Origin of the sequence: Burkholderia sp. BCC1996, from assembly GCF_905339955.1 — a bacterium.
Lineage (GTDB): Bacteria > Pseudomonadota > Gammaproteobacteria > Burkholderiales > Burkholderiaceae > Burkholderia.
The window spans coordinates 93,990-116,408 of sequence record NZ_CAJPHM010000001.1; the positions used below are offsets into that span (position 1 = coordinate 93,990).

Consider the following 22,419-nt stretch of genomic DNA (forward strand, 5'->3'; position numbering starts at 1 on the left):
CCGATTCCAGGAGACCTCGCATGCCGCATGGCGCCCCGCAGCTTCTCGCACCCGCTTCCATCACCGTCGACCCGATCGTGCGCCTGTCGGCCGGCGAACTCGCGTCGGCGATCCGCGGCAAGGCGGTCTCGTGCGTCGAGACGATGCGTGCGTATCTCGATCACATCGAGCGCGTGAACGGCGCGGTGAACGCGTTGATTTCGCTGCGCGATCGCGCCACGCTGCTCGCCGAAGCGGCGGAAAAGGACGCGGCACTCGCCCGCGGCGAGTACCACGGCTGGCTGCACGGGATGCCGCAGGCGCCGAAGGATCTCGCGATGACGAAAGGGCTGCGCACGACCTACGGCTCGCCGATCTTCCGCGATCACGTGCCGCAGGCCGATTCGGTCGGCGTCGGCCGGATGCGCGCGGCGGGCGCGATCTTCATCGGCAAGACCAACACGCCGGAGTTCGGCCTCGGCTCGCATACGTTCAACGAAATCCACGGCGCGACGCGCAATCCGTACGACCTGACGAAGAGCGCGGGCGGCAGCAGCGGCGGCACGGCGGCGGCGCTGGCCGCGCGCATGCTGCCGGTCGCGGACGGCAGCGACTTCGGCGGCTCGCTGCGCAATCCGGCCGCGTTCTGCAACATCTACGGCTTGCGTCCGTCACAGGGCCGCGTGCCGCGCTGGCCGGGCGTCGACGTGTTCATGCAGCAGCTCGGCATCGAAGGGCCGATGGGCCGCACGGTCGGCGACGTCGCGCAGCTGCTCGCGATCCAGGCCGGCTACGACCCGAACGATCCGCTGTCGCTCGCGGAAGATCCGGCCGTGTTCGCGAAGCCGCTCGATACGGACCTGCGCGGCAAGCGCATCGCGTGGGTCGGCGACTGGAACGGCTATCTCGCGACCGAGCCGGGCGTGCTCGCGCAGTGCGAACAGGGCCTCGCGACGCTGCGCGAGATCGGCTGCGACGTCGATGCCGCGCTGCCGGCGTTCGCACCGGAGCGCATCTGGCGGCTGTGGCTCGCGCATCGGCACCTGCTGTCCGGCGGCGGGCTGCTCGCGCACTATCGCGACCCGGCACGGCGTGCGCTGCTGAAGCCCGAGGCGATCTACGAGGTCGAAGGGCTGCTCGCGATGCAGGGGGCCGAGGTGTTCGACGCGAGCGTCGAGCGCACCGCGTGGCACCAGGCCGTGCTGGGCTTCTTCGATCGCTACGACTTCATCGCCGCGCCGACCGCGCAGGTGTTCCCGTTCGACGTCGAGCAGCGCTGGCCGAAGGAAATAGCGGGCCGCGCGATGGATACCTACCACCGCTGGATGGAAACGGTCGTGCCGTGGACGCTGGCCGGCTGCCCGGTGATCAGCGTGCCGGTGGGCTTCAACGACGCGGGGCTGCCGATGGGGATGCAGCTGATCGGCCGGCCGCGCGCGGATCTCGCCGTGCTGCAGCTCGCGCGCGGCTACGAGCAGGCGGCCGACTGGGTCGGCCGGCGGCTGCCGGGCTGGATGGCTGCGTAATGCGACGGCCGGCGGGCCGGTGACACACGCCGAACGCAAGCGACGAACCGGGCGGCCGCGTGCCGCCCGGTTCGTTTCCACACCTCGAAACGCGCCGGCTGATCCTGCCATTCGTGCGCCGGGCATCACGCTGTCGCACAACGGCGCCGGCCGACACCGGCGCAGCGCCGGCGCATACCGGGCGTCGCCGGGATTGCCGCGGTGCAGGAACGAATCGCGGCGCCAGCCCGATATCGCGCGGCAAATCCGGATGAATCCGCGCGCCGGGCGACGGTCGTGCCGGGCGATTTCGTATCGATGTGTTTCAGTCGTTGCGGCGGCGCGCGGCGCGCTTCGACAATATCGGCCTCAAACATATTCCGGCACGAGGGAAACACATGAAGCACATTCGCGCGACGGGCAAGCACCTGGCATCGGCGGGCATCGCCTTCGGCATCATGCTCGGCGTGAACGGCACCGCCCATGCACAACTCGACCTCCAGTCGATCGGCTCGGCGCTGCTCGGCGGCGGGCAACAGCAGGCCGCACCCGCGCAGGGCGGCGTCGCGCAGTTGATGCAGGCGTACGTCGGCGCGAACCAGCAGGTGCTGGTCGGCCAGTCGTCGCTCGCGTCGGCGATGGGGCTCACCGGCGCGGCCGGTCAGGCGCAGCAGGCCGCCGGCCTGCTCGGCGGCGGCAATGCGCTGACGCCTGCCGCGCTGTCGCAGATGGGCGGCGCGCAGCAGTCGGTGTCGCAGGCGCTCGGCCAGGCGTTCGCGAGCGGCGGGGCGTCGCACGGCCCGATCGACAAGCAGGCGTTCAGCAACGGCCTGGCATCGCTCGGCCAGGGCCTGACGCAGTACTCTCAGCTGCAGTCGGGGCTCGGTAATCTCGGTTCGACCAGCGCGGCATCGCTGCTGCAGTCGGGCCTGAATCCGCAGAACATGCAGGCCGCGTCGTATATCGCGCAAAGCGCGCCGGGCCAGTTGCAGTCGCTTGCGTCGACGCTCAGCCAGGCCGTGCAGTTCGCGACGAGCCAGGGCATTGCGGTGCCGTCGGTCGCGTCGTCCGCGCTGAAGCTGCTGCCGTAACGCGGCCGCACCCGCTGCGGAGCCGGCAGCGCGCGCCGCGATCCGGGATGGCCCCGCGCAACATGGGGATATCGCTCGATGCTATCGTGGCGTGTTCCCCGTTACCGGTGCCGGTTCATGACTGACTCGTTCGACCTCTCGCGCTACTTCGCCCGCATCGGCTACGACGGCCCGGCCGAGCCGACGCTCGACGTGCTGCGACGGCTGCACCTGCTGCAGCCGCAGGCCATTCCGTTCGAAAATCTCAATCCGCTGACCGGCACGCGCGTCGCGCTCGACCTGCCCGCGATCGTCGACAAGGTGATCGGGCGCCGCCGCGGCGGCTACTGCTTCGAACTCAACAAGCTCTTCTACACCGCGCTCACGACGATCGGCTTTCGCGTGACGCCGCTGATCGCGCGCGTGCGCTGGATGCGGCCGCCCGAGCTCGTCACCGCGCAGACCCACATGCTGCTGCGCATCGATCTCGACGGCGCGGCGTGGCTCGCCGACATCGGCTTCGGCAGCGCGACGCTCACCGCGCCGCTGCGCTTCGTGCCGGGCGAGCGGCAGCTGACGCCGCATGGGGCGTTTCGCGTCGTCGACGCGCCGGTCGACGGCGAATTCGACATGCAGTTCCAGATCCCCGACGGCTGGCAGACGACTTACCGCTTTTCGCTGAAGCCGGCCGAATGGATCGATTACGACGCCGCGAACTGGTTCACGTCGACCTATCCCGAGTCGATCTTCGTCAACGACCTGATCGCCTGCCGCGTGCTGCCGGACGGCCGCGCGGCACTGTTCAACACCGTGCTGACGCTGCGCGACGCGGCGGGCGCGGGGCGCACCGTCACGTTCGACGACGCGGCCGCGTGGGGCGCGTGCCTGCGCGACACGATCGGCATCGATACGACCGGCTTCGACCTCGACGCGTTGTTCGCGCGGGTGGCGGCGCGGGCGAACCCGATGTAATGCGTCGCGGGCCGCGACATGACCGTACGCAATCCCGCCGGCCGTGCGTGGCGCCTGCAGGCGCCGCACCAGCCGCGCGCATGAGGACGAGACGATGACCGACCTTCATCCGGACGCCCCTGACAGCACCGCCGCGCGCGTCGCGCTGTGGCGCGCGCTGCACGTCGAGCTCGATGCGCCGCCGCACGTGCTCGTGGACGAAATCGGACTGCGCCTGCTCGCGCCGGCGCCCGGCTGGCAGCAGCGCGGCGACATGGATCCGCAATTCACGCGGCCGTTTCGCGCGTCGATCGTCGCGCGGGCGCGCTTCATCGAGGATCTCGTCGTCGAGCAGGCCGCGCGGGGCGTGAGCCAGTACGTGATCCTCGGCGCGGGCCTCGACAGCTTCGCGCAGCGCCGGCCCGAGATGGCGTCGCGCCTGACCGTCTTCGAGGTCGATCCGCCCGCGCCGCAGGCGTGGAAGCGCCGCCGGCTGACCGAGCTCGGCTTCGGCGTGCCGGACTGGCTGCGGTTCGTGCCGGTCGATTTCGAAGCGAAGCAGTCGTGGCGCGACGCGCTCGTGCGCGCGGGCTTCGATGCAGGCAAGCCGGCGGTCGTCGTGTCCACCGGCGTCAGCATGTACCTGACGCGCGACGCGAACGCGGCGGCGCTGCGCGAAGTCGCGTCGCTCGCGCCGGGCTCGACGTTCGCGATGACGTTCCTGCTGCCGCTCGAGCATGCCGATCCGGACGTGCGCCCGGCGCTCGAAATGGCCGCGAAGGGCGCGCGCGCGAGCGGCACGCCGTTCATCAGCTTCTTCATGCCGGCGGAGATCCGCGCGCTCGCGACCGGGGCCGGCTTCGCGCGGGCCGAGCATGTGTCGGCCGCGGAACTCACGCGCCGCTACTTCGCCGATCGGACCGACGGCCTGCGCCCGCCGGACAACGCGGAAGAGCTGCTGGTCGCGACGGTGTGACGTCGCGACCTTCCATCACGCGCGTTCGAGCACGGCCATCTCGCGCACGATCACGAGCAGCACCGCGAGGCTCGCGCCGCCCGACGCGCGCAGGTCGGCGAGCAGGTGCTCGTAGCGCTGCAGCGCCGCTTCGCGGCGTTCGCGCCACGCGTGGACGATCGTCTCGGGCGCCGTCGAGTCGGCCGATTCCGCGAGCGCGCTGGTGGCGAGCGTGCGCCTGAGCCGCGCGACTTCCGCGAGCGCGGCCGCGCGCGCCAGCATGTCCCAGTGCGTCGGGGTCGGCAGCGAGGCCGCGCGTTCGCCGATCCACCCGTAGTTCAACAGCGTGCCGAGCGAGAAGTAGACGCCCGCGACCAGCTCGAGGCTGCGATCGCAGGTCGCGGCCACTTCGGCGATGTCGAGCAGCGCGGCCGAGATGTCGCCGCTCGCGACGCGTACCGCGAGCGCGCTCTCGACGCCGGCTTCGACCAGCGCGCGCTGCCGCTCGGACAGCGCCTCCAGATCGGCGGTTGGCAGCAACGACGGCAATTGCGGCGCGATGCGCTGCACCGCGTCGCGGCACCGCGCGATCAGGCCGGCGACGCCGCCGTCGGCCACCGTGCCCGACTGCAGCTGCCGCAGGAACCACAGCGCCGCGCGCTCCAGCAGCCGCGCGACGTCGACGAACATGCGCGCCTGCACGTCGTCGGCGACGCGGTTGTCGAGCGCGTCGATGTCGCGCCACACCGCATCGAGATCGAACACGTCGCGTGCCATGATGCAGGCGCGCACGATGTCGCCCGGCTTCGCGTCGGTTTCCTCCATCAGCCGGTGCACGAACGCGCAGCCGACCCGGTTGACGAGCGCGTTGGTCAGGTGCGTCGCGAGAATCTCGCGGCGCAGCGGGTGGCGCTGCATCGGTTCGCTGAAGCGCTGTTGCAGCGGCTTCGGGAAATAGTCGACGAGCATCGCGGCGACGAGCGGATCCTCGGGCACGTCGGATTCGAGCAGCGCGTCGTACAGCCACATCTTGCTGTACGCGAGCAGCACCGCGCGCTCCGGCGACGTGAGGCCCTGTTTCGCGGCCTGCCGTTCGGCGATCTCGTCGTCGGTCGGCAGGAATTCGATCACGCGGTTCAGGCGGCCCGCGCGTTCGAGCCAGCGCATCAGGCGCGCCTCGGCGTCGAGCAGCTCGACGCCGTAGCGGCCCGCGATCGACAGCGCCTGCGTCTGGTAGTAGTTGTCGCGCAGCACGAGCAGCCCGACTTCGTCGGTCATTTCCGCGAGCAGGGCATTGCGCTGCTTCTCGGTCATCTCGCCGTCGCCGACGACGAGCCCGAGCAGGATCTTGATGTTGACTTCGTGATCCGAACAATCGACGCCGGCCGAGTTGTCGATCGCGTCGGTGTTGATGCGCCCGCCGCGCTGCGCGAACTCGATGCGGCCGAACTGCGTGCAGCCGAGGTTGCCGCCTTCGCCGACGACCTTGCAGCGCAGGTCCGCGCCGTTCACGCGTACCGCGTCGTTCGCGCGATCGCCGACCTGCTGGTGGGTTTCGCGCGCGGCCTTCACGTAGGTGCCGATGCCGCCGTTGTACAGCAGGTCGACCGGTGCCTGCAGGATCGCGCGGATCAGCTCGGTCGGCGGCAGCGCCTGCGCGTCGATGCCGAGCGCGGCCTGCACGGCCGGCGACAGCGGGATCGTCTTCGCGGTGCGCGGGTAGACGCCGCCGCCCGCCGAGATCACCGACGTGTCGTAGTCGGCCCAGCTCGAGCGTTCGAGCGCGAACATCCGCTGGCGCTCCGCGAAGCTCGTCGCCGGGTCGGGGTTCGGGTCGAGGAACACGTGGCGATGATCGAACGCCGCGACGAGCCGGATATGCGGCGACAGCAGCATCCCGTTGCCGAACACGTCGCCGGACATGTCGCCGACGCCGACCACCGTGAAGTCGGTCGTCTGCGTATCGATACCCATCTCGCGGAAGTGCCGCTTCACCGATTCCCACGCGCCGCGCGCGGTGATCGCCATCTTCTTGTGGTCGTAGCCGACCGAGCCGCCGGACGCGAACGCGTCGTCGAGCCAGAAACCGTATTCGTGCGAGATCGCGTTCGCGTAGTCGGAGAAGGTGGCCGTGCCCTTGTCGGCCGCGACGACGAGATACGGATCGTCGGCGTCGTGGCGCACCACGTCGGGCGGCGGCACGATCGCGTTGCCGGCGAGATTGTCGGTCAGGTCGAGCAGGCCGCGCAGGAAGGTCTGGTAGCACGCGATGCCTTCGCGCATCCATGCTTCGCGATCGCTCGGCGGCGGCGGGTTCTTCACGACGAAGCCGCCTTTCGAGCCGACCGGCACGATCACGACGTTCTTCACCATCTGCGCCTTCATCAGCCCGAGCACCTCGGTGCGGAAATCCTCGCGACGGTCGGACCAGCGCAGCCCGCCGCGCGCGACGCGCCCGCCGCGCAGGTGCACGCCCTCGACGCGCGGCGAGTACACCCAGATCTCGAACATCGGCTTCGGCTCGGGCAGGCCGGGCACCTTCGCCGGATTGAACTTGAACGACAGGTACGGCTTCGATTCGCCGTTCGTGTCGTGCAGGAAATAGTTGGTGCGCTCGGTCGCGTTGATCACGCCGAGAAACTGGCGCAGGATCCGGTCCTCGTCGAGGTTCGGCACCTGGTCGAGCGCCGTCTCGATCGCCTTCAGCAGGCGTTCGGCCTGCACGTCGCGCGTGCCGCCCGTGGCCGGGTCGAAGCGCACCAGGAACAGCTCGACGAGCTGCCGTGCGATCGCCGGGTTGCCGGTCAGCGCGCGCTCGATATAGGCGTCGCTGAACGTCGAGCCGACCTGTCGCAGGTATTTCGCATATGCGCGCAGGATCGTGACTTCGCGCGCGCTCAGGTGCGCGCGCAGCACGAGGCGGTTGAAGTCGTCGTTCTCGATCCGGCCGCTCCAGATCCGGTCGAACGCATCCTCGAACAGGCCCTTCACGCGCTCGATGTCGAACTCGGTATCGTCGGCGAGTTCGAGGCCGAAGTCGTGCACCCAGGCGGGCGCGGCATCCTGCGTCTGGATCCGGTACGGCCGTTCCTCGTCGACGCGCACGCCGAGATGCTCGAGCATCGGCAGGCTGCGCGACAGCGCGATCGGGTCGCCCGCGCGATACACCTTGAAGCGGAACGCGCGCGCGTCGGCCTCGATCGGGCGGTACAGGTTCATCGCCAGCTGGCCCGACGCCTTCACGCGCTCGATCAGCTCGATGTCGCGCACGGCCGTGCGCGCCGGATAGTCGTCGCGATAGCCGGCCGGGAACGAGTCCGCATAGTGCTGCAGCAGGCGGTTGCCTTGTTCTTCGCCGAACGCGTCGAGCAGCGCGTCGGCGAGATCGTCCTGCCAGCGGCGTGCCACCTGCACGAGCCGCGTTTCGAGTTCGCGCGTGTCGACGTCGGGCATCGTGCCCGGTTCCGCATGGACGACGAAATGAATCCGCGCGATCGCAGATTCCGACAGCAGCGGCGTGAACTCGACGTTCACGCCGTTGTACGCATCGACGAGCAGCTTCGCGATGCGGCGGCGCAAGTCGGTGTTGTACTTGTCGCGCGGCACGAACGCGAGGCACGACACGAAGCGGTCGAAGCGGTCGCGCCGTACGAACAGGCGCGTGCGCTGGTGTTCCTGCAGGCGCAGGATGCCCAACGCGATGTCGTAGAGCTGGTCTTCGTCGGCCTGGAACAGTTCGTCGCGCGGATAGGTTTCGAGCACCGTCACCAGCGACTTGCCGAGATGCCCCTTCGGCAGGAAGCCCGCGCGCCGCACGATGTTCGCGCATTTGCGGCGCACGATCGGTATCTCGGTGTACGAACCGAAATAGGACGTCGACGTGTAGAGTCCGATGAAGCGCCGTTCGCCGGTCACCTTGCCGTCGGCGCCGACCAGTTTCACGCCGACGTAGTCGAGATAGCCGGGCCGGTGCACGGTCGCGCGCGAGTTCGCTTTCGTCAGGAAGATCGGCCAGGGGCCGGTGATGATCTCGGCGGCGGCCGGCGGCAGCGGCGTCACGTCCGGCGCGCCGGGCGCGCGCAGCGATTCGCGCAGCAGGCCGCAGCCGGAGCCTTCGACGCCGCGCAGGCCGAAACCCGTGCCGTCCGACACGAGCGCGTAGTCGCGCTGGCCGAGGAAGGTGAAGTGGTCGGCGACCATCCATTCGAGGAACGCGCGCGCCTCGATGTCTTCCGCGGTGGATTCGCGGGCCTTCATGTCCTTGATCGTCGCGCGCGCGATGTCGACGATCTTCGGCCAGTCCTCGACCGATGCGCGCACGTCGCCGAGCACGCGCGCGATGTCGTTGCGCAGCGTGTTGAGCAGCGCGGCGTCGCCGCAGCGGTCGACTTCGAAGTGGATGAACGACGCGAGCTGCGACTGGCCGTCGCCGGCCGTCGCGCCGCCGGCGTCGACGCGCTCGATCGCGCCGTCGCCGCCGCGCCAGATGCGGAACACCGGGTGCAGCGCCGAGTGCAGCGCGAGCCCGAGGCGGTTGACGGCCATCGTCACCGAGTCGACGAGGAACGGCATGTCGTCGTTGACGATCTCGATCACCGTGTGGTCGGAGTGCCAGCCGTGCTGTTCGAGGATCGGGTTGTACACGCGCAGCCGCTCGCTGCCGGGCACGAATTTCTGGGCGGTCTGCCAGTGCGCCATCGCGGCGCCGTAGAGGTCGGCGATGCCGCGATTCTGCAGATCATCGGCGTCGACGAAATCGTAGTAATGACGCAGGAACGGTTCGACGATCCGGAACGTGGCTTCGGGCAGGCGTCCGCGCGCGAATTCGACGACATCGGAGAGCAGGTGTGCGACGACTTCTTCGTTCTTCGCTTCCATGGCGGTCTCCTGGTCGGGTGGCCATTGGCTGCTGCGTCAGTGCCGCATTATATGCGCCGATTGCGTGACAACGCGATGTGCGGGCGCACAACGCGGCGCAGGGAACGAAGGCCGCGTGCGACGCCGGTGGCCGGCGTCGCACGGGCGGGTCAGGCGAGGTCCGGCGGCTTCAGGTCGGGGTGCCGCGCGTAGAGCGGATTCATGAAATCGAGCAGCATCGTGGTCAGCAGTTGCGACACGAATTCGCGGTAGGCGACGAATTCCGAATCCGGACACGACGCCTTGACGGTCAGCAGGGAGCGATCCAGATCGGCTCCCATTTGCAAGATCATGTCGTTAAGGGCACTTGCGATTTGCTTGTCAGAGATCACTTTTTTGCCTTTTTAGCATCCCGCCAACGCGTTACAACTGTTGACGCAGTTCCAGAACTTGAATCCGAAGTCACCGGTGGGCAAAGTCATTGCAGAGCATTTTGCCCGGCACATTGCTCGCCATTGTGCACAGGCGGAGGAGTGTCGAGGCTCCGGCGTCGTGTTGAGTGCGCTCGCGTTGGCCTCGGGACCGATAAAAATGAAGTTTGCCGACTCTCGTTTCGTCGTATAGACGACAGCCAGATCCTCCGAAAATATTAATGCGGCATCAAATGCTTGTCCAACAGTCGTTGGGCAGACCGTCGTTGCCTGTGATACTGCCACGCGATATGCATTTTCCTGATTGAGTGATTTTATCTTTCCGGTCAGCCTGCATTTGCCAATATCGATGGACATGTCCACGAGGTTTGGGGCGATCTGGAGCCGCATCGAGGTACCGGAAACTACCGCGGACCATTTTCCGGGGTGGGTTACGTTTTGTACCTTATGACGAGGCCGATAGGGTTTCGCGACAAAGCTCGTGGTTTCGCCGTCGATGCTTAACATGACACCGATCGATTGACTGCTCGTCTCCTGAATCCCGATCGTGATGTTGGACGAAATCGACGTCCACGGTACATACTCGGTACCGGTTGAGCCGTTTCGCCGATCGTAGACAACGTACCCAGAAATATCGTTCTTGTTTCCGTAGACGATTAGAAAACGTTCGTTGGAAACCTTGATGATTTTGTAGTTTGTACCATTTTCGACGGCTTCCCATACCTGGTTGGCAGGGGCGGGCGCTCCACCGGATGCTATTGGCAACGATTTGCCGAAACCGGCATTTGAGAAGGAAATCAGTGAAAGCAGCAGCGCGACAAAATAGCCTTTGAGCGTCATGATTTTCATGGTGTCCACCTGCAAAGATAGTTGAAGATCGGCAGGATATTTATTGCCGGGTTTCATTGCTGGCGGTGGCGCCACTGGTGGCGATCAGCTGGCTAGATTGTTTCGGATTCTGATGCGATAAATTTGATTCGTTATGCTGATCTATATTGAGAAAATGACCGAGCGTGTGTGCGCTTACGAAAGCTAATTGCCGCGAGGCCGATTGTCAACGGTAATATATCAAGATAGCTGCTGGCTTCGGCATATTCGAATTGCCGGTCCCAATTTTGAGATGACAAACTGGCTCCAAGTAGCATGCGTCCAATGGCTGGACGCACACCGATCTCGGGGAGCTTTTCAGCGTTCGTCGCTCCACAGCTTGCCGCCCGTCGCCCAGTTCTCCTTCTTCACGTCGGCGAGGATGATGTCGACCGAGCCCGGGTCGCAGCCGAGCGTCTCGCACGTGACGCGCGTGATCGCTTCGACGAATGCGCGTTTCTGCTCGACCGTGCGGCCTTCGAACAACTGGATATTGAAAGTCGGCATGACTGGATGCTCCGATGGTTGGGGGTAGGGAAGTCGGGACACGAGCGGCGTCAGTCGCGATACGACGGATCGATCCGGTCGAGGCGGCGCAGCAGCGCCGGCCATTCCAGTTCGCCCTCGATCGCGCCGCCGTCGCGCAACTGCGCGGCGGTGCGCTCGGCGACGGCCGGCTCGGGCAGCACGAGCGGCCCGCCGCCTGCCTGCGCGCGCACCTGGATGTCGCAGGCCTTGATCAGCGTATCCATCAGCACATATGCCTCGGCGACGGTCCGGCCGACCGTCAGCGTGCCATGGTTGCGCAGCAGCATCGCGGATTTCGCGCCGAGGCTGGCGGTCAGCCGCGCGCCTTCGGCCGGCGAGAACGCGAGCGCCTCGTAGTCGTGGTGCGCGAGGTCGCCGTGAAACCGCAGCGCGTGCTGCGACGCGGGCAGCAGCCCGTCGCGCTGGATCGACACGGCGATGCCGGCCGTATTGTGCAGGTGCATCACGCAGACGGCGTCCGGTCGCGCGGCATGCACGGCCGCGTGCAGTGCAAAGCCGGTCACGTTGACTGCGTATTCGCTCTCGCCGATCTGGTTGCCGGCCAGGTCGATCTTCACGAGATTCGATGCGCGAACCTCGTCGAACGCGAGGCCGAACGGGTTGATCAGGAAGTGTCCGGGTTCGCCGGGCACGGTCGCGGAAAGATGCGTGTAGATCAGGTCGTCCCAGCCGTTCAGCGCGACGAGGCGATAGGCGGCGGCGAGATCGACGCGCAACCGGCGCTCGGCGTTCGAGATCGGGCCGCCGGGCTTCACGGTGTCAGGACGGTGTGCGAATGACGACATCGGGTTCTCCGAGGGTGAAGCGGCGCGCGACGATCACCGTGATCCACGCAGCGATCGCGAACGGGGCCGTGAACGCGGGGAGGCCCGCGCGCGTCGCGAGCCACTGGATCAGCGCGGCGAGCGCGGCGGCCGCGAATGCCGCGCGCGGCCCGCGCGGCATCAGCGCGAGTGCGGCGAGCGCGCCGTTGAAGCCGAGCAGGCCGTCGGCGAACGACGCGCCGTTCGCGCCGGCCGCGATCAGCAGCACGGTCGACACGATCGTGCCGCCGAGCGCGAACGCGGCCGCGCGGCGCGACGCGACGGCGAGGCCGGCGACGATCAGCGCGCCGGCCCACGGGCCTTGCGCAAAGGTGGTTTGCGCGACGCCCGACAGCAGCGCGTCGGCGATGGAAGGAAGCGTCAGCGGCGCACCGGCTGTCGCGTCGCCCGCATGCTGCGGCGCGACAAACGGCAGCCACAGCGCGGTGACGGCGAGGCACGGGCTCGAATACGGGCACTGGCGCCAGCGGGCGAGCGGCACACGCATCGCGCGCTGCACGAGCGCCGCGCCGATCGCGACCAGCGGTACCAGCGCGACGGCGGCGGGCGAAGCGGGCGCGAACAGCACGGCGATCAGCGCGGCGAGCGCGCCGTTGAAGCCGTGCAGCCCCTGTTCGACGTCGCGGTGCTCGGCACCCGTCAGCACCGCCGTCATGCTGGCGGCGGCCGAGCCGACCAGCGCCGCGGACGCGAGCCGCAGGTCGGTCAGCGCCAGCGCGGCGAGCAGCAGCGCGCCGGTGACGGCATGCGCCTGCAGCACGATCTGCCCGATGCCGCGCAGCAGGATGCGCAGGTCGATCGACGGCGAGGCGGGGCGGGCGGTAGGCATGGCGGCGGTGGAGCAGGACGAGCCGCGAGCATAGGACACAATGCCGTGCACCGGAATAGGGAATTCTGGATAGTCAGGATTTGTGGCGCATGCCCTGAGTTGGGGCGGGGCGCGTGTTTCGGCGTCTTGTCTGCCCGGGACAATGGCGCTTTCGCGCGATTGCCGGGCCGGGAAACGAGATTCTGGCCGCAGCCGGATTTTTCGTGCGTATGCTGACGCGTCGGCGTTTTCGAGGAGGAACGATGCGTGAACTGCGCTGGGTGTCGCTCGAGGGCGACGGAATCGAACACCTGACGTTCGACCGGGGGGACGCGGGCATCGTCGTCGAAAGTGCCGTGGTCGGCCAGCGGTACGGCCGCGCATACGGGCTTGCGTACCGGGTCGAGTGCGATCCGCAATGGCGGGTCAGGTATGCGGTGCTCAAGGTGATGGGCGGCGGCACGCTGGAACTGCACGGCGACGGGGCCGGGCACTGGCGCGACGGTTCAGGCAGCGCGCTGCCGGAGCTGGATGGCTGCGTCGACATCGACATCGCGGCGACGCCGTTCACGAACGCGCTGCCGATCGGCCGCCTCGGCCTCGCTCGCGGCGAGCGGCGACCGATCGACGTCGCATACATCTCGACGCCGGACCTGAAGGTGACGCCGGTCAAGCAGGCATACGCGTGCATCGAGCCGGGCCGGCGCTACCGCTACGAAGGCATCTTCCGGAATTTCACGGCCGAGATGGACGTCGACGCCGACGGGCTCGTGATCGACTACGAAACGCTGTTCAAGCGCCTGCCGCCGTTGCGCTGAACCGCCGCCCGCGGTGCCGCGGGTGCTGCCGCGACCGCCGGTTGTTCATGCGCCGAGGCAAACCCGTCGATCCGCGCCGCGATCAGGTCGGGATTGCGTACCACGACCCAGTGCCCGCCGTCGATTTCCTCGCGCACGTGCTCGCCGAGCCAGCGCTCGAGATCGACCGACATCTCCGGCGTCACGTAGCGGTCGCGCACCGGCACGAGGATCTGCACCGGCGCCTGCGCATACCGCTCGCGCGGCTTGCTCGCCCGCGCGAGGAAATTCGCGCGGTAGAGCTGCAACCCGTTCAGCGCGTTCTTCAACTGCGCGGGATCGCGCTCGGGCCGCACGCGTTCGGTCAACTGCAGCCAGCGCGGCCACAGTGCGGCGCCGCCGAGGCGCCACACCAGCGACGGCACGACCGGCAGGTGGAAGAACGCGATGTACCACGATTTCAGGCTCTGCCTGAGCCGCATCTTCGCGCGGAACACGTGGTCGAGGCACGGGCCGGAGATCGACGTGTACGACGCGATCCGGCCGCGCAACGCAGGGTCGGTCACGGCCTCCCAGCACTGGATCGACCCCCAGTCGTGGCCGACCAGATGGAACGGCCGCGCGCCGCAGGTCGCGTCGGCGACGGCCTTCAGGTCGTCGGCGAGCCGCGCCAGCGTGTAGTCCGCGCGGCGGCGCGGCGCATCGGATGCACCGGCGCCGCGCACGTCGTATGCGATCACGCGGTAGCGCTTCGCGAGCCGCGCGCGGACCGGCGCCCACACGGCCGACGAATCGGGATAGCCGTGCACGAGGATCAGCGGCGGCGCGCGGCGCGGGCCGCTGACATGGACGGCGAGTTTCACGTCGCCGGAGCGGACGGTCAGCATCTCGTGCGTGCGTGCCATGACGTCATGCCTGCGGAACCGGATGCAGCGGCACGCGTCGCGGGGCGGCCTGCGCCGCGTGACGCGCATTGGTCGCGTCGATGTTCGCGAGCAGCGTGTCGAGCCCCTGCAGGTACTGATGGTTGTCGTGGTCCCACGGATGGAAGCCCGGACGGAAGTAGTCGAGCCATTCGCGCGCGATGCTCGGGAACACGCCGGTCCGCGGGCTGTACAGATACTTCACGAGCCGCCACATGCCGCCGAACCTGCCGTGTTCGCGACGGTGCGCGCGCATCAGGCGCACGTGGAAGTCGAACACGATCGTCCAGAACAATACCGTCGTCGTCAGCATCGTGCCCGTGCGCAGCAGGTAGCTGCCGAGGCCCGGCTTCATCACGGCGTTCCATACGTCGTACGACACCGCCTTGTGCTCGGTTTCCTCCATCGCGTGCCACATCCACATCTGCTGATAGCCTTCGACCGACCCGTCGATCCGGTGCTCGTGGCCCGCCAGCAGCTGGTTCGCGAGGATCGCCGTGTAGTGCTCGAGCGCGATCGTGATCGCGAGCTGCATCGAATGCGGCAGCGTCTTCTTGAAGAAGCCGAGGATCGTCCACAGCCGCTTGTCGAGCTTGTGCGCGGGCAGGCCGGACGACTGCAGCAGGTCGTTGTACTCGATGTGCTCGCGCGTGTGCATCGCTTCCTGGCCGATGAAGCCGAGCACCTGCTTCTTCAGCTCCGGATCCTCGATGCGGTCGCGGTAGTGGCGCACGGAATCCATGAAGAAGCGCTCGCCGGCCGGGAACAGCAGCGACAGCGCGTTCATGAAGTGCGTGACCGGCACGCCCTGGACGTGCCAGTCCTTCGCGCGTTCGGGCGGCAGCGCGAAACGGATGTCGCGCCGCACCGGCATCATGTTCGGGGTCGTCATGATTGTTCTCCTCCCTGATTGCCTGCGTTGTTGTAGGTGGCGTGAAGCGGCGCGGCGGCCGGCGTGCCGTAGCGGGCCGCCGCGCGGCGGGCCTTCGCGGCCTCGCGGCGCGTCGTGAGCACGACGAGCGCCTGGTACGCGGCCGGCAGGATGCGCGCCATCCAGTCCGCGGCCTTCGCGTCGCGGCCGATCAGCACACGCCGCTTGTTGCGGCGCACGCCGGCGAGGATCGTGCGCGCGGCGTCGTCGGCGGTCGTGATGAAGAACTTCTCGAAGCTGTCCTTGCCTTGCTGCTCGCTCTCGACGATGAAGCCGACCATGTTCTTCGCGACGCGGCTCGACTGCGCGATGTTGGTGCGGATGCCGCCCGGATGCACGCAGGTGGCCGACACGCCGCACTTCATCATGTCGAGTTCCTGGCGCAGCGATTCGGTGAAGCCGCGCACCGCGAACTTGGTCGCGTTGTAGCCGCTCATGCCCGGCTGCGCGAAGATCCCGAAGATGCTCGACGTATTGATCACGTGGCCGTCGCCGCTCGCCTTCAGGTGCGGCAGGAACGCCTTCGTGCCATGCACGACGCCCCAGAAGTTGATGTTCACGATCCACTCGAGATCGCCGTATTCCATCCCTTCGATCGTGCTCGACAGCGCGACGCCCGCGTTGTTGAAGATCAGGTTGACCTTGCCGTGTTCCTGCGCGGTGTCGTCCGCCCACGCGAACATCGCGTCGCGGTCGCCGACGTCGAGCACGCGCGTCGACACGCGCACGTTCGGCGCGATCGCGCGGACGATCCGCTCGGTTTCCGCGAGGCCGACGCCATTCTTGTCGGCGAGCGACAGGTGGCAGCCGGCCTGCGCGAGCTGGATCGCGAGCGAGCGGCCCATGCCCGAGCCTGCGCCCGTGATCGCGGCGACCTTGTTGGCGAAATCTCTCATGTCGTTGGCTCCTTGTCTGGCTCAGGCCGCTTCGGCGGACGTGGAAGCGGAAGCGGCGGAAGCGGCGGGCGCGGCGACGGGCCGCCCGCTCGTGTCGTGGTGCGGCGCGCGATACGCGTGGTAATCGGCGATCGAGAAGTGCGCGGTCGCCTGGCGGAAGCGCCAGGTGAAGCCCGGCCACAGCGTCGTGTTCTTGCCGGTGCGCGGGTCGAGGTACCAGCTCTTGCAGCCGCCCGTCGACCAGATCGCCTTTTTGAGCCGGCCCTGCAGATCGCTGTTGAACTGCGCCTCGACGAGCGGGCGCACCTCGATCGCATCCGCGCGTTCGCGCTGCATCGCGTTCAGCGCGCCGAGGATGTATTCGATCTGCGACTCGATCATGAACACCATCGAGTTGTGGCCGAGGCCGGTGTTCGGGCCGACGATCATGAAGAAGTTCGGGTAGCCCGGCAGCGTCGTGCCGAGATACGCGTGCGCGCCGTCGCGCCACGCATCGACGATGTCGAGGCCGCCGCGGCCGATGATCGCGCCGCGCGGATACGGATCGGCGACCTGGAAGCCCGTGCCGTAGATCAGGCAGTCGACTTCATGACGCTTGCCGTCGGTCGTCACGACCGCGTCGGCTTCGATGCGCTCGATGCCGGTCGTGATCACGTCGACGTTCTTGCGCGACAGCGCCGGGTAGTAGTCGTTCGAGATCAGCACGCGCTTGCAGCCGAGCGTGTAGTCCGGCGTGACCGCACGGCGCAGTTCCGGATCGGGAACCTGCTTGCGGATATGGCGCAGCGCGAGCTTCTGCACGTTCTTCATCAGCGACGGATGGATCGCGAAGCCGAGCACGCGCGATTCGAGCATCCAGTAGATGCCGCTGCGCACCGCCTTCTGCGTGAACGGCAGCGTGCGGAACAGCCACTTCTCGAAGCCGCTCAGGTTGCGGTCGGGCTTCGGCATGATCCACGGCGGCGTGCGCTGGAACAGCGCGAGTGTCTTCACGCGCGGCGCGATCTGCGGCACGAACTGGATCGCGCTCGCGCCGGTGCCGATCACCGCGACGCGCTTGCCTTCGAGTGGGTAGTCGTGATCCCACTGCTGCGAATGGAACGCACGGCCCTTGAAGGTCTCGATGCCGGGAATCGCCGGCAGCGCGGCGCGCGACAGCCCGCCCATCCCCGACACCAGCACGCGCGCCGACAGCCGCTTGCCGTTCGCGAACGTGAGGCGCCAGCGTCGCGCGGCCTCGTCGTATTCGGCGCGCTGCAGCTCGTCGTTCAGGCGCAGGTGCGGGCCGACGCCGAAGCGCTGCACGCAGTCTTCCAGGTACGCGCGGATCTCCGGCTGCGGCGCGAACATGCGCGTCCAGCGCGGGTTCGGCGCGAACGAGAACGAATAGACGTGCGATTGCACGTCGCACGCACACCCGGGGTAATGATTGTCGCGCCACGTGCCGCCGACCGACGCGGCCTTCTCGAGCACGACGAAGTCGGTCACGCCGGTCTGCCGCAGGCGAATGGCCATCCCGAGACCGGCGAAGCCGGTGCCGATGATGGCGATGTCGGTGGTTTCGTCCGGGCCGTCGTGGCCGGGCGGGCCGAAAGGCAACGTGCGAGCATTCATCCGGGTGTCTCCGATTTGGCTCATTTTTGAATGTTACATTGGTTGATGTAACGATAGTGGGTGAACCCGGAAACCGCAAGAGGCTAGAAGCGGCGCTCTAAGGGCCGGAAGCCGCGCGGGAAAAGGCTGAGCGGGGTTTGGAACGGTCTGGTTTCCGCATTGCGGAATGTGCGGAAACGGCCGTCGGCAGGGCTGGAGAGGCGGGAGACGAAGGCCGCCGGGACGCGGCGACCTGTTTGAAACGCTATCAGGGACGGATCGGGCGGGCGGCCGTCTCATGGAAAACCCCGGCGACGATCGTGATCTGCGCGAGCGCGTAGAGGCCCCAGATCAGGTAGTCGATGCCGGGGAAGCCCCCGAGGAAGCGTCCGACGCCGATCAGCGTGTCGGAGCCGACGAAGATCAGGCTGCCGACGGCGACCAGCGGGCCGCGCGTGCGGGCCGCGAGCGCGAAGCTCGCCATCGCGCACAGCACGAGCATGTAGACGGCGACGGGTACGAGCAGTTCGCCCAGATGCGGAAGGAACGCCGCATAGAACGCCGGCGCGGCGATCCACAGCCCGATCAGTGCGAGGAAGCGCCAGCCGTGCGGCCGCGCGCGCCAGCGCACGAAGATCGCGCAGTAGCACAGGTGCGTGAGCAGGAACGCGCCGAGGCCGAGGACGAACGACAGCGGCCACTCGGGCAGCGCGAGCAGCACGTCGCCGAGTACGGCCGTGACGAGCGCCGCGCACAGCCACGCGCGTTCGCGCGGTGCCGCGCAGGCGCTGCCGGCCGCGAGCAGCAGGATGCCCATCGCGGCTTTCGCGGCGGCCTGGCCGGGATAGGGCGCGGCGGCGAGCGACAGCCCGTACAGCAGCGCGGCGGCGATGGCGAGCGGCCAGAGCCGGCGATAGGTGGCGGGAAGCGTGGCGATCAAGGCGGGTGTCTCCGGGGTTGTCGTCGTCTGCGGTGGACGGCGCGCCGTCGGGGGCGCGGCTGCGGCCATTATCCGGAAGAAAGCGCGGGCGAAAACCGGCGAATCCTTCTAGGCGCGGCATGGCGACGGGGGGCGGTGGTGCGGCGGTCCGGCGGCACGGGATCGGGCCATGCGGCGCCGGTGCGCCTGCCGCCGCGCCGATCGTTTCGATGCGTTTGCCCCGGTCGAACCGGGGCAACACGGCGGTTTCGGCTTGCTATCATCGCCGCGTATCGACGTTGTCCCGCCCGGCCGCGCTACAGGGTTCGCAGGCCGGCGCGACGGTCGCGCCCGATGAGGGCATGCCGCCGCGTTTTCATTGAATCCGTGCCGAGTCCCGCCAGCGCACCCGATGCAGTGGCCGGGGCCGGTCCTCATGACCAACAGGTTCGACATGACCGAACTGCTCCACGGCGACGGCGCGATCCGTCGCACGACGCCATACGGCTCCTCGATCGAAAACACCTATGCGGGCGTGCTGTCGTTCATGCGCCGCAACTATTCGCGCGCGCTCGACGGCGTCGACGTCGCGATTTCCGGCGTGCCGCTCGACCTCGCGACGACCTATCGCTCGGGCGCGCGGCTCGGGCCGGCCGCGATCCGCGCGGCGAGCGTGCAGCTCGCGGAGCTCAAGCCGTATCCGTGGGGCTTCGATCCGTTCGAGGATCTCGCGACCGTCGATTACGGCGATTGCTGGTTCGATGCGCACAACCCACTGTCGATCAAGCCGGCGATCGTCGAGCATGCGCGCACGATCCTGCGCTCGGGCGCGAAGATGCTGACGCTCGGCGGCGATCACTACATCACGTATCCGCTGCTGGTCGCGCACGCGGAGCGCTACGGCAAGCCGTTGTCGCTGATCCACTTCGATGCGCACTGCGATACGTGGGCCGACGACGAGCCCGACAGCCTCAATCACGGCACGATGTTCTACAAGGCGGTGAAGGAAGGGCTGATCGATCCGGCGACGTCGGTGCAGGTCGGTATCCGTACATGGAACGACGATTTCCTCGGGATCGAGCGGCTCGATGCCGCGTGGGTGCATGAGCATGGTCCGCGCGCGGCGGTGGAGCGGATCGTCGACATCGTCGGCGCGCGGCCCGCGTACCTGACGTTCGATATCGACTGTCTCGATCCGGCGTTCGCGCCCGGCACGGGGACGCCGGTCGCGGGTGGGTTGTCGTCCGCGCAGGCGCTCGCGATCGTGCGTGCGCTCGGGGCGGTGAAGCTGGTCGGCGCGGATGTGGTCGAGGTTGCGCCTGCTTACGATCACGCGGACATTACCGCGATCGCCGCTGCGCATGTTGCGTGCGATTTGCTGTGTCTGTGGCGGCAGAAGAAGGTGGCGGGGCGTTGAAGTGGGGGTAGGCCGGCGGGCATGGCCTTGTCATGCAGAAGACCGGCGGGCTGAGCGCCCACCGGTCTTCTTTGATGCGCCGCGTGCAACTTCGACGGATCGATGGCCGCGGGTGGATTGTTTGCGGTGGGCTGAGGAAAAGGGCTTGTCGCGCGTTTCGGTGGATGGTGCTTTCCGACCCGGTGCGGCCCCTCAAATGGAATCGACGACCGTCACGTTCCCGCCCGACATGAGACGATCGCGGATGAGACCACGTCGACGACTTGGGAAATTCGAGCTCTGGATGAAAGGCTGCTTGCGTCACGCACGCAAGCTCGGCGCGGCCTACGGAAAGTCTTCACGGCGCTCCGCCCATGTCAGGATCGCATCCAGTGCGGGGCATAACGCCTGGCCCCAATCAGTCAGGCGGTAGTCCACCTTCGGCGGCACCTGATGATAGACCGTGCGCGTTACGATGCCGTCCGCTTCGAGGCTGCGTAGCTGCTGGGCAAGCATCTTCTGCGTGATGCCGGGGATCAGCCTCTCGAGGTCCGAAAAGCGCCTCACTTGCCCGCCGAATAGGTGGAACAGGATCACCAGTTTCCAGCGGCCTTCCAGCAGCTTGAATGCGGCTTCGACATCGCTTGCGGCAGTCGCGGGGGTGTAGTTTTTTCGGTTAGCCACGGGTTACTTACTTTTTTGTGCGTTCTTGCGATGCGGTAACTGTAGCGCCATGATCGGGGCATGCAAACCTTCGCGTTGAGGTGAACCCCGATGAACATGATGCTGCCTCCGCCGCTGGATGCCTATCTGCTCGCGGAAACCGTCACCGACACCGCCCCTCTATCGAACTGCTTTACCGCCGATGCCGTGGTGCGGGACGAAGGCCGCACGATCAAGGGGCTGGAGGCCATCCAGGCCTGGAAGAAAGACAGCAAAACCAGGTACCAGTACAGCGTTGAGCCGCTGGACGTATCGCAGGACGGCGCCACCGTGACGATGCGCGCACGGCTCACGGGCACCTTCCCGGGTAGCCCGGTTGAGCTGACCTATACGTTCGTCCTGGCCGGCGGCAGGATTGCGTCGCTGGAAATCCGCTAATGCGCTCCGCATCCGAACTGCTGGGGCTTCGGGCGCTCGTTACGGGCGGAACCAAGGGCGTCGGCAAGGCCGTTGTCGGACGCCTTTGCGAGGCAGGTGCGAAGGTTCTGACGACCGCGCGTTCCCGTCCCGATGAGCTTGCCGAAGAACGGTTCATCGGGGCGGACATCGCGACGGCAGAGGGCTGTAAAGCCATCGTCGACGCCGTGCTCGAGCGATTGGGTGGCGTTGATATAGTCGTGCACGTAGTGGGCGGCTCGTCTGCACCGGCCGGTGGCTTCAGCGTGCTGGATGACGCTGAATGGAACAAGGCATTGAGCCTGAACCTATTCCCGGCAGTGCGCATCGATCGCGCGCTGTTGCCCTCGATGATCGCGCAGCGTTCGGGCGTCATCATCCATGTCACGTCGATCCAGCGGCAATTGCCGTTGCCGGAGGCGACGATTGCCTATGCCGCCGCCAAGGCCGCGCTGTCAACCTACAGTAAGGCCTTGTCCAAGGAGGTCAGTCCGAAGGGCATTCGCGTCGTGCGTGTCTCCCCGGGCTGGGTCGAGACCGATGCCGCCGCAGGTCTCGTTGCCGAGATCGCCCGACAAAGCGGTATCGACACGGAAGGCGCCCGCAAGATCATCATGGATTCGCTCGGTGGCATTCCTCTCGGCCGACCATGCTCGCCTCGGGAGGTTGCGGAACTCATTGGCTTCCTCGTCTCCGCGCGGGCCAGCGCAATCACCGGCACTGAATACGTCATCGACGGAGGAACTGTTCCGACTGTGTGATCCGAGCCACTTGCCCGGCCGTCGCGGTGCCGAACCTGTTTGCCAACGGGCTGGCAGTCACGACCAAGCCTCTTCCGCGAGACAGGGCTTCTGTTCGCGACCGCCGCAACGGTAGATGCTCCGAAGGGTACAGCATCATCGATGACCGTCTCTTCCTGGTCCGGGAGCGGGCAGTCGTAGATCTTCGTTGAGCGACTCAAACGGGCCGAACGCCGCCAGCGCGCCCGACGTCCCCCGAAAATTCGAGCAGAACCAAAAAAGGCCGACGGGCAGGGCACCCGTCGGCCT

Annotated in this window: 20 protein-coding genes; 8 read left to right on the forward strand and 12 right to left on the reverse strand. The window is 67.5% G+C overall.

Going from position 1 to position 22,419, the window contains the following annotated elements:
* Positions 1 to 20: 20 nt before the first annotated feature.
* From U4Z64_RS00430 to U4Z64_RS00445, 4 genes are all read left to right on the forward strand, one after another.
* Entirely contained in the window at positions 21 to 1,505 is a 1,485-nt protein-coding gene (locus tag U4Z64_RS00430; protein WP_124666736.1) for an amidase, read from the forward strand.
* 377 nt (positions 1,506 to 1,882) lie between these two features.
* Positions 1,883 to 2,575 (forward strand): hypothetical protein, encoded by a 693-nt coding sequence (locus U4Z64_RS00435; protein ID WP_044843190.1) that lies wholly within the window; start codon positions 1,883 to 1,885, stop codon positions 2,573 to 2,575.
* Between the two features lie 117 nt (positions 2,576 to 2,692).
* Positions 2,693 to 3,526 carry an arylamine N-acetyltransferase gene (locus U4Z64_RS00440; RefSeq protein ID WP_321818907.1) on the forward strand — a complete coding sequence of 278 codons (834 nt, stop codon included), beginning with the start codon at positions 2,693 to 2,695 and terminating at the stop codon, positions 3,524 to 3,526.
* A gap of 94 nt (positions 3,527 to 3,620) precedes the next feature.
* Positions 3,621 to 4,481, forward strand: coding sequence for a class I SAM-dependent methyltransferase (locus U4Z64_RS00445; RefSeq protein WP_321818908.1), 861 nt, complete (start codon positions 3,621 to 3,623; stop codon positions 4,479 to 4,481).
* A 15-nt stretch (positions 4,482 to 4,496) separates the two neighbouring features.
* Here the strand turns inward: U4Z64_RS00445 and U4Z64_RS00450 are convergent, their stop codons facing one another.
* The 6 genes from U4Z64_RS00450 to U4Z64_RS00475 form a co-directional block, all read right to left on the reverse strand.
* A complete protein-coding gene (locus U4Z64_RS00450; protein WP_321818909.1) occupies positions 4,497 to 9,338 on the reverse strand; it encodes an NAD-glutamate dehydrogenase in 4,842 nt (1,613 codons plus the stop codon).
* A gap of 149 nt (positions 9,339 to 9,487) precedes the next feature.
* The gene (locus tag U4Z64_RS00455; RefSeq protein WP_124892776.1) at positions 9,488 to 9,709 is read right to left on the reverse strand and encodes a hypothetical protein; all 222 of its coding nucleotides are present in this window, start codon (positions 9,707 to 9,709) and stop codon (positions 9,488 to 9,490) included.
* A gap of 12 nt (positions 9,710 to 9,721) precedes the next feature.
* Positions 9,722 to 10,597: a hypothetical protein gene (locus U4Z64_RS00460; protein WP_321818910.1), complete on the reverse strand. Its 876-nt coding sequence runs from the start codon at positions 10,595 to 10,597 to the stop codon at positions 9,722 to 9,724.
* Between the two features lie 336 nt (positions 10,598 to 10,933).
* Positions 10,934 to 11,122, reverse strand: a complete 189-nt coding sequence (locus U4Z64_RS00465) for a 4-oxalocrotonate tautomerase (RefSeq protein WP_044843193.1) — start codon at positions 11,120 to 11,122, stop codon at positions 10,934 to 10,936.
* A 50-nt stretch (positions 11,123 to 11,172) separates the two neighbouring features.
* The gene (locus tag U4Z64_RS00470) at positions 11,173 to 11,949 is read right to left on the reverse strand and encodes a class II aldolase/adducin family protein (protein WP_321818911.1); all 777 of its coding nucleotides are present in this window, start codon (positions 11,947 to 11,949) and stop codon (positions 11,173 to 11,175) included.
* The gene (locus U4Z64_RS00475) at positions 11,924 to 12,817 is read right to left on the reverse strand and encodes an urea transporter (RefSeq protein WP_321818912.1); all 894 of its coding nucleotides are present in this window, start codon (positions 12,815 to 12,817) and stop codon (positions 11,924 to 11,926) included. Before U4Z64_RS00475 ends, U4Z64_RS00470 begins: the two co-directional genes overlap by 26 nt.
* A 242-nt stretch (positions 12,818 to 13,059) precedes the next feature.
* Between U4Z64_RS00475 and U4Z64_RS00480 the strand changes: the two genes are divergently transcribed.
* On the forward strand, positions 13,060 to 13,614 hold the full coding sequence (locus U4Z64_RS00480) for a putative glycolipid-binding domain-containing protein (RefSeq protein ID WP_321818913.1): 555 nt from the start codon (positions 13,060 to 13,062) through the stop codon (positions 13,612 to 13,614).
* On the opposite strand, the gene U4Z64_RS00485 is transcribed toward U4Z64_RS00480, so the two are convergent.
* The 5 genes from U4Z64_RS00485 to U4Z64_RS00505 all read right to left on the reverse strand — a co-directional run bounded on the left by U4Z64_RS00485 (position 13,575) and on the right by U4Z64_RS00505 (position 18,876).
* Positions 13,575 to 14,498 carry an alpha/beta fold hydrolase gene (locus U4Z64_RS00485; RefSeq protein WP_321818914.1) on the reverse strand — a complete coding sequence of 308 codons (924 nt, stop codon included), beginning with the start codon at positions 14,496 to 14,498 and terminating at the stop codon, positions 13,575 to 13,577. The genes U4Z64_RS00480 and U4Z64_RS00485 overlap by 40 nt on opposite strands.
* 4 nt (positions 14,499 to 14,502) lie before the next feature.
* Entirely contained in the window at positions 14,503 to 15,408 is a 906-nt protein-coding gene (locus U4Z64_RS00490) for a metal-dependent hydrolase (RefSeq protein ID WP_044843198.1), read from the reverse strand.
* Complete coding sequence (locus tag U4Z64_RS00495; RefSeq protein ID WP_321818915.1) at positions 15,405 to 16,343, reverse strand: SDR family NAD(P)-dependent oxidoreductase; 939 nt, start codon at positions 16,341 to 16,343, stop codon at positions 15,405 to 15,407. The genes U4Z64_RS00490 and U4Z64_RS00495 overlap by 4 nt, the downstream gene beginning before the upstream one ends.
* A gap of 21 nt (positions 16,344 to 16,364) precedes the next feature.
* The gene (locus U4Z64_RS00500) at positions 16,365 to 17,957 is read right to left on the reverse strand and encodes an NAD(P)/FAD-dependent oxidoreductase (RefSeq protein ID WP_321818916.1); all 1,593 of its coding nucleotides are present in this window, start codon (positions 17,955 to 17,957) and stop codon (positions 16,365 to 16,367) included.
* A gap of 247 nt (positions 17,958 to 18,204) precedes the next feature.
* The gene (locus tag U4Z64_RS00505; RefSeq protein WP_321818917.1) at positions 18,205 to 18,876 is read right to left on the reverse strand and encodes a lysoplasmalogenase; all 672 of its coding nucleotides are present in this window, start codon (positions 18,874 to 18,876) and stop codon (positions 18,205 to 18,207) included.
* A 433-nt stretch (positions 18,877 to 19,309) separates the two neighbouring features.
* On the opposite strand from U4Z64_RS00505, the gene speB reads away from it, so the two are divergent.
* A complete protein-coding gene (gene speB / locus U4Z64_RS00510; protein WP_321819116.1) occupies positions 19,310 to 20,272 on the forward strand; it encodes an agmatinase in 963 nt (320 codons plus the stop codon).
* Between the two features lie 324 nt (positions 20,273 to 20,596).
* Here speB and U4Z64_RS00515 read toward each other — a convergent pair whose 3' ends face one another.
* Positions 20,597 to 20,935 carry a winged helix-turn-helix transcriptional regulator gene (locus tag U4Z64_RS00515; protein ID WP_044843203.1) on the reverse strand — a complete coding sequence of 113 codons (339 nt, stop codon included), beginning with the start codon at positions 20,933 to 20,935 and terminating at the stop codon, positions 20,597 to 20,599.
* 90 nt (positions 20,936 to 21,025) lie between these two features.
* Between U4Z64_RS00515 and U4Z64_RS00520 the strand changes: the two genes are divergently transcribed.
* Both U4Z64_RS00520 and U4Z64_RS00525 read left to right on the forward strand, forming a co-directional pair.
* Positions 21,026 to 21,352, forward strand: a complete 327-nt coding sequence (locus U4Z64_RS00520) for a nuclear transport factor 2 family protein (protein ID WP_044843204.1) — start codon at positions 21,026 to 21,028, stop codon at positions 21,350 to 21,352.
* Complete coding sequence (locus tag U4Z64_RS00525; RefSeq protein WP_321818918.1) at positions 21,352 to 22,131, forward strand: SDR family oxidoreductase; 780 nt, start codon at positions 21,352 to 21,354, stop codon at positions 22,129 to 22,131. Before U4Z64_RS00520 ends, U4Z64_RS00525 begins: the two co-directional genes overlap by 1 nt.
* Positions 22,132 to 22,419: the final 288 nt, after the last annotated feature.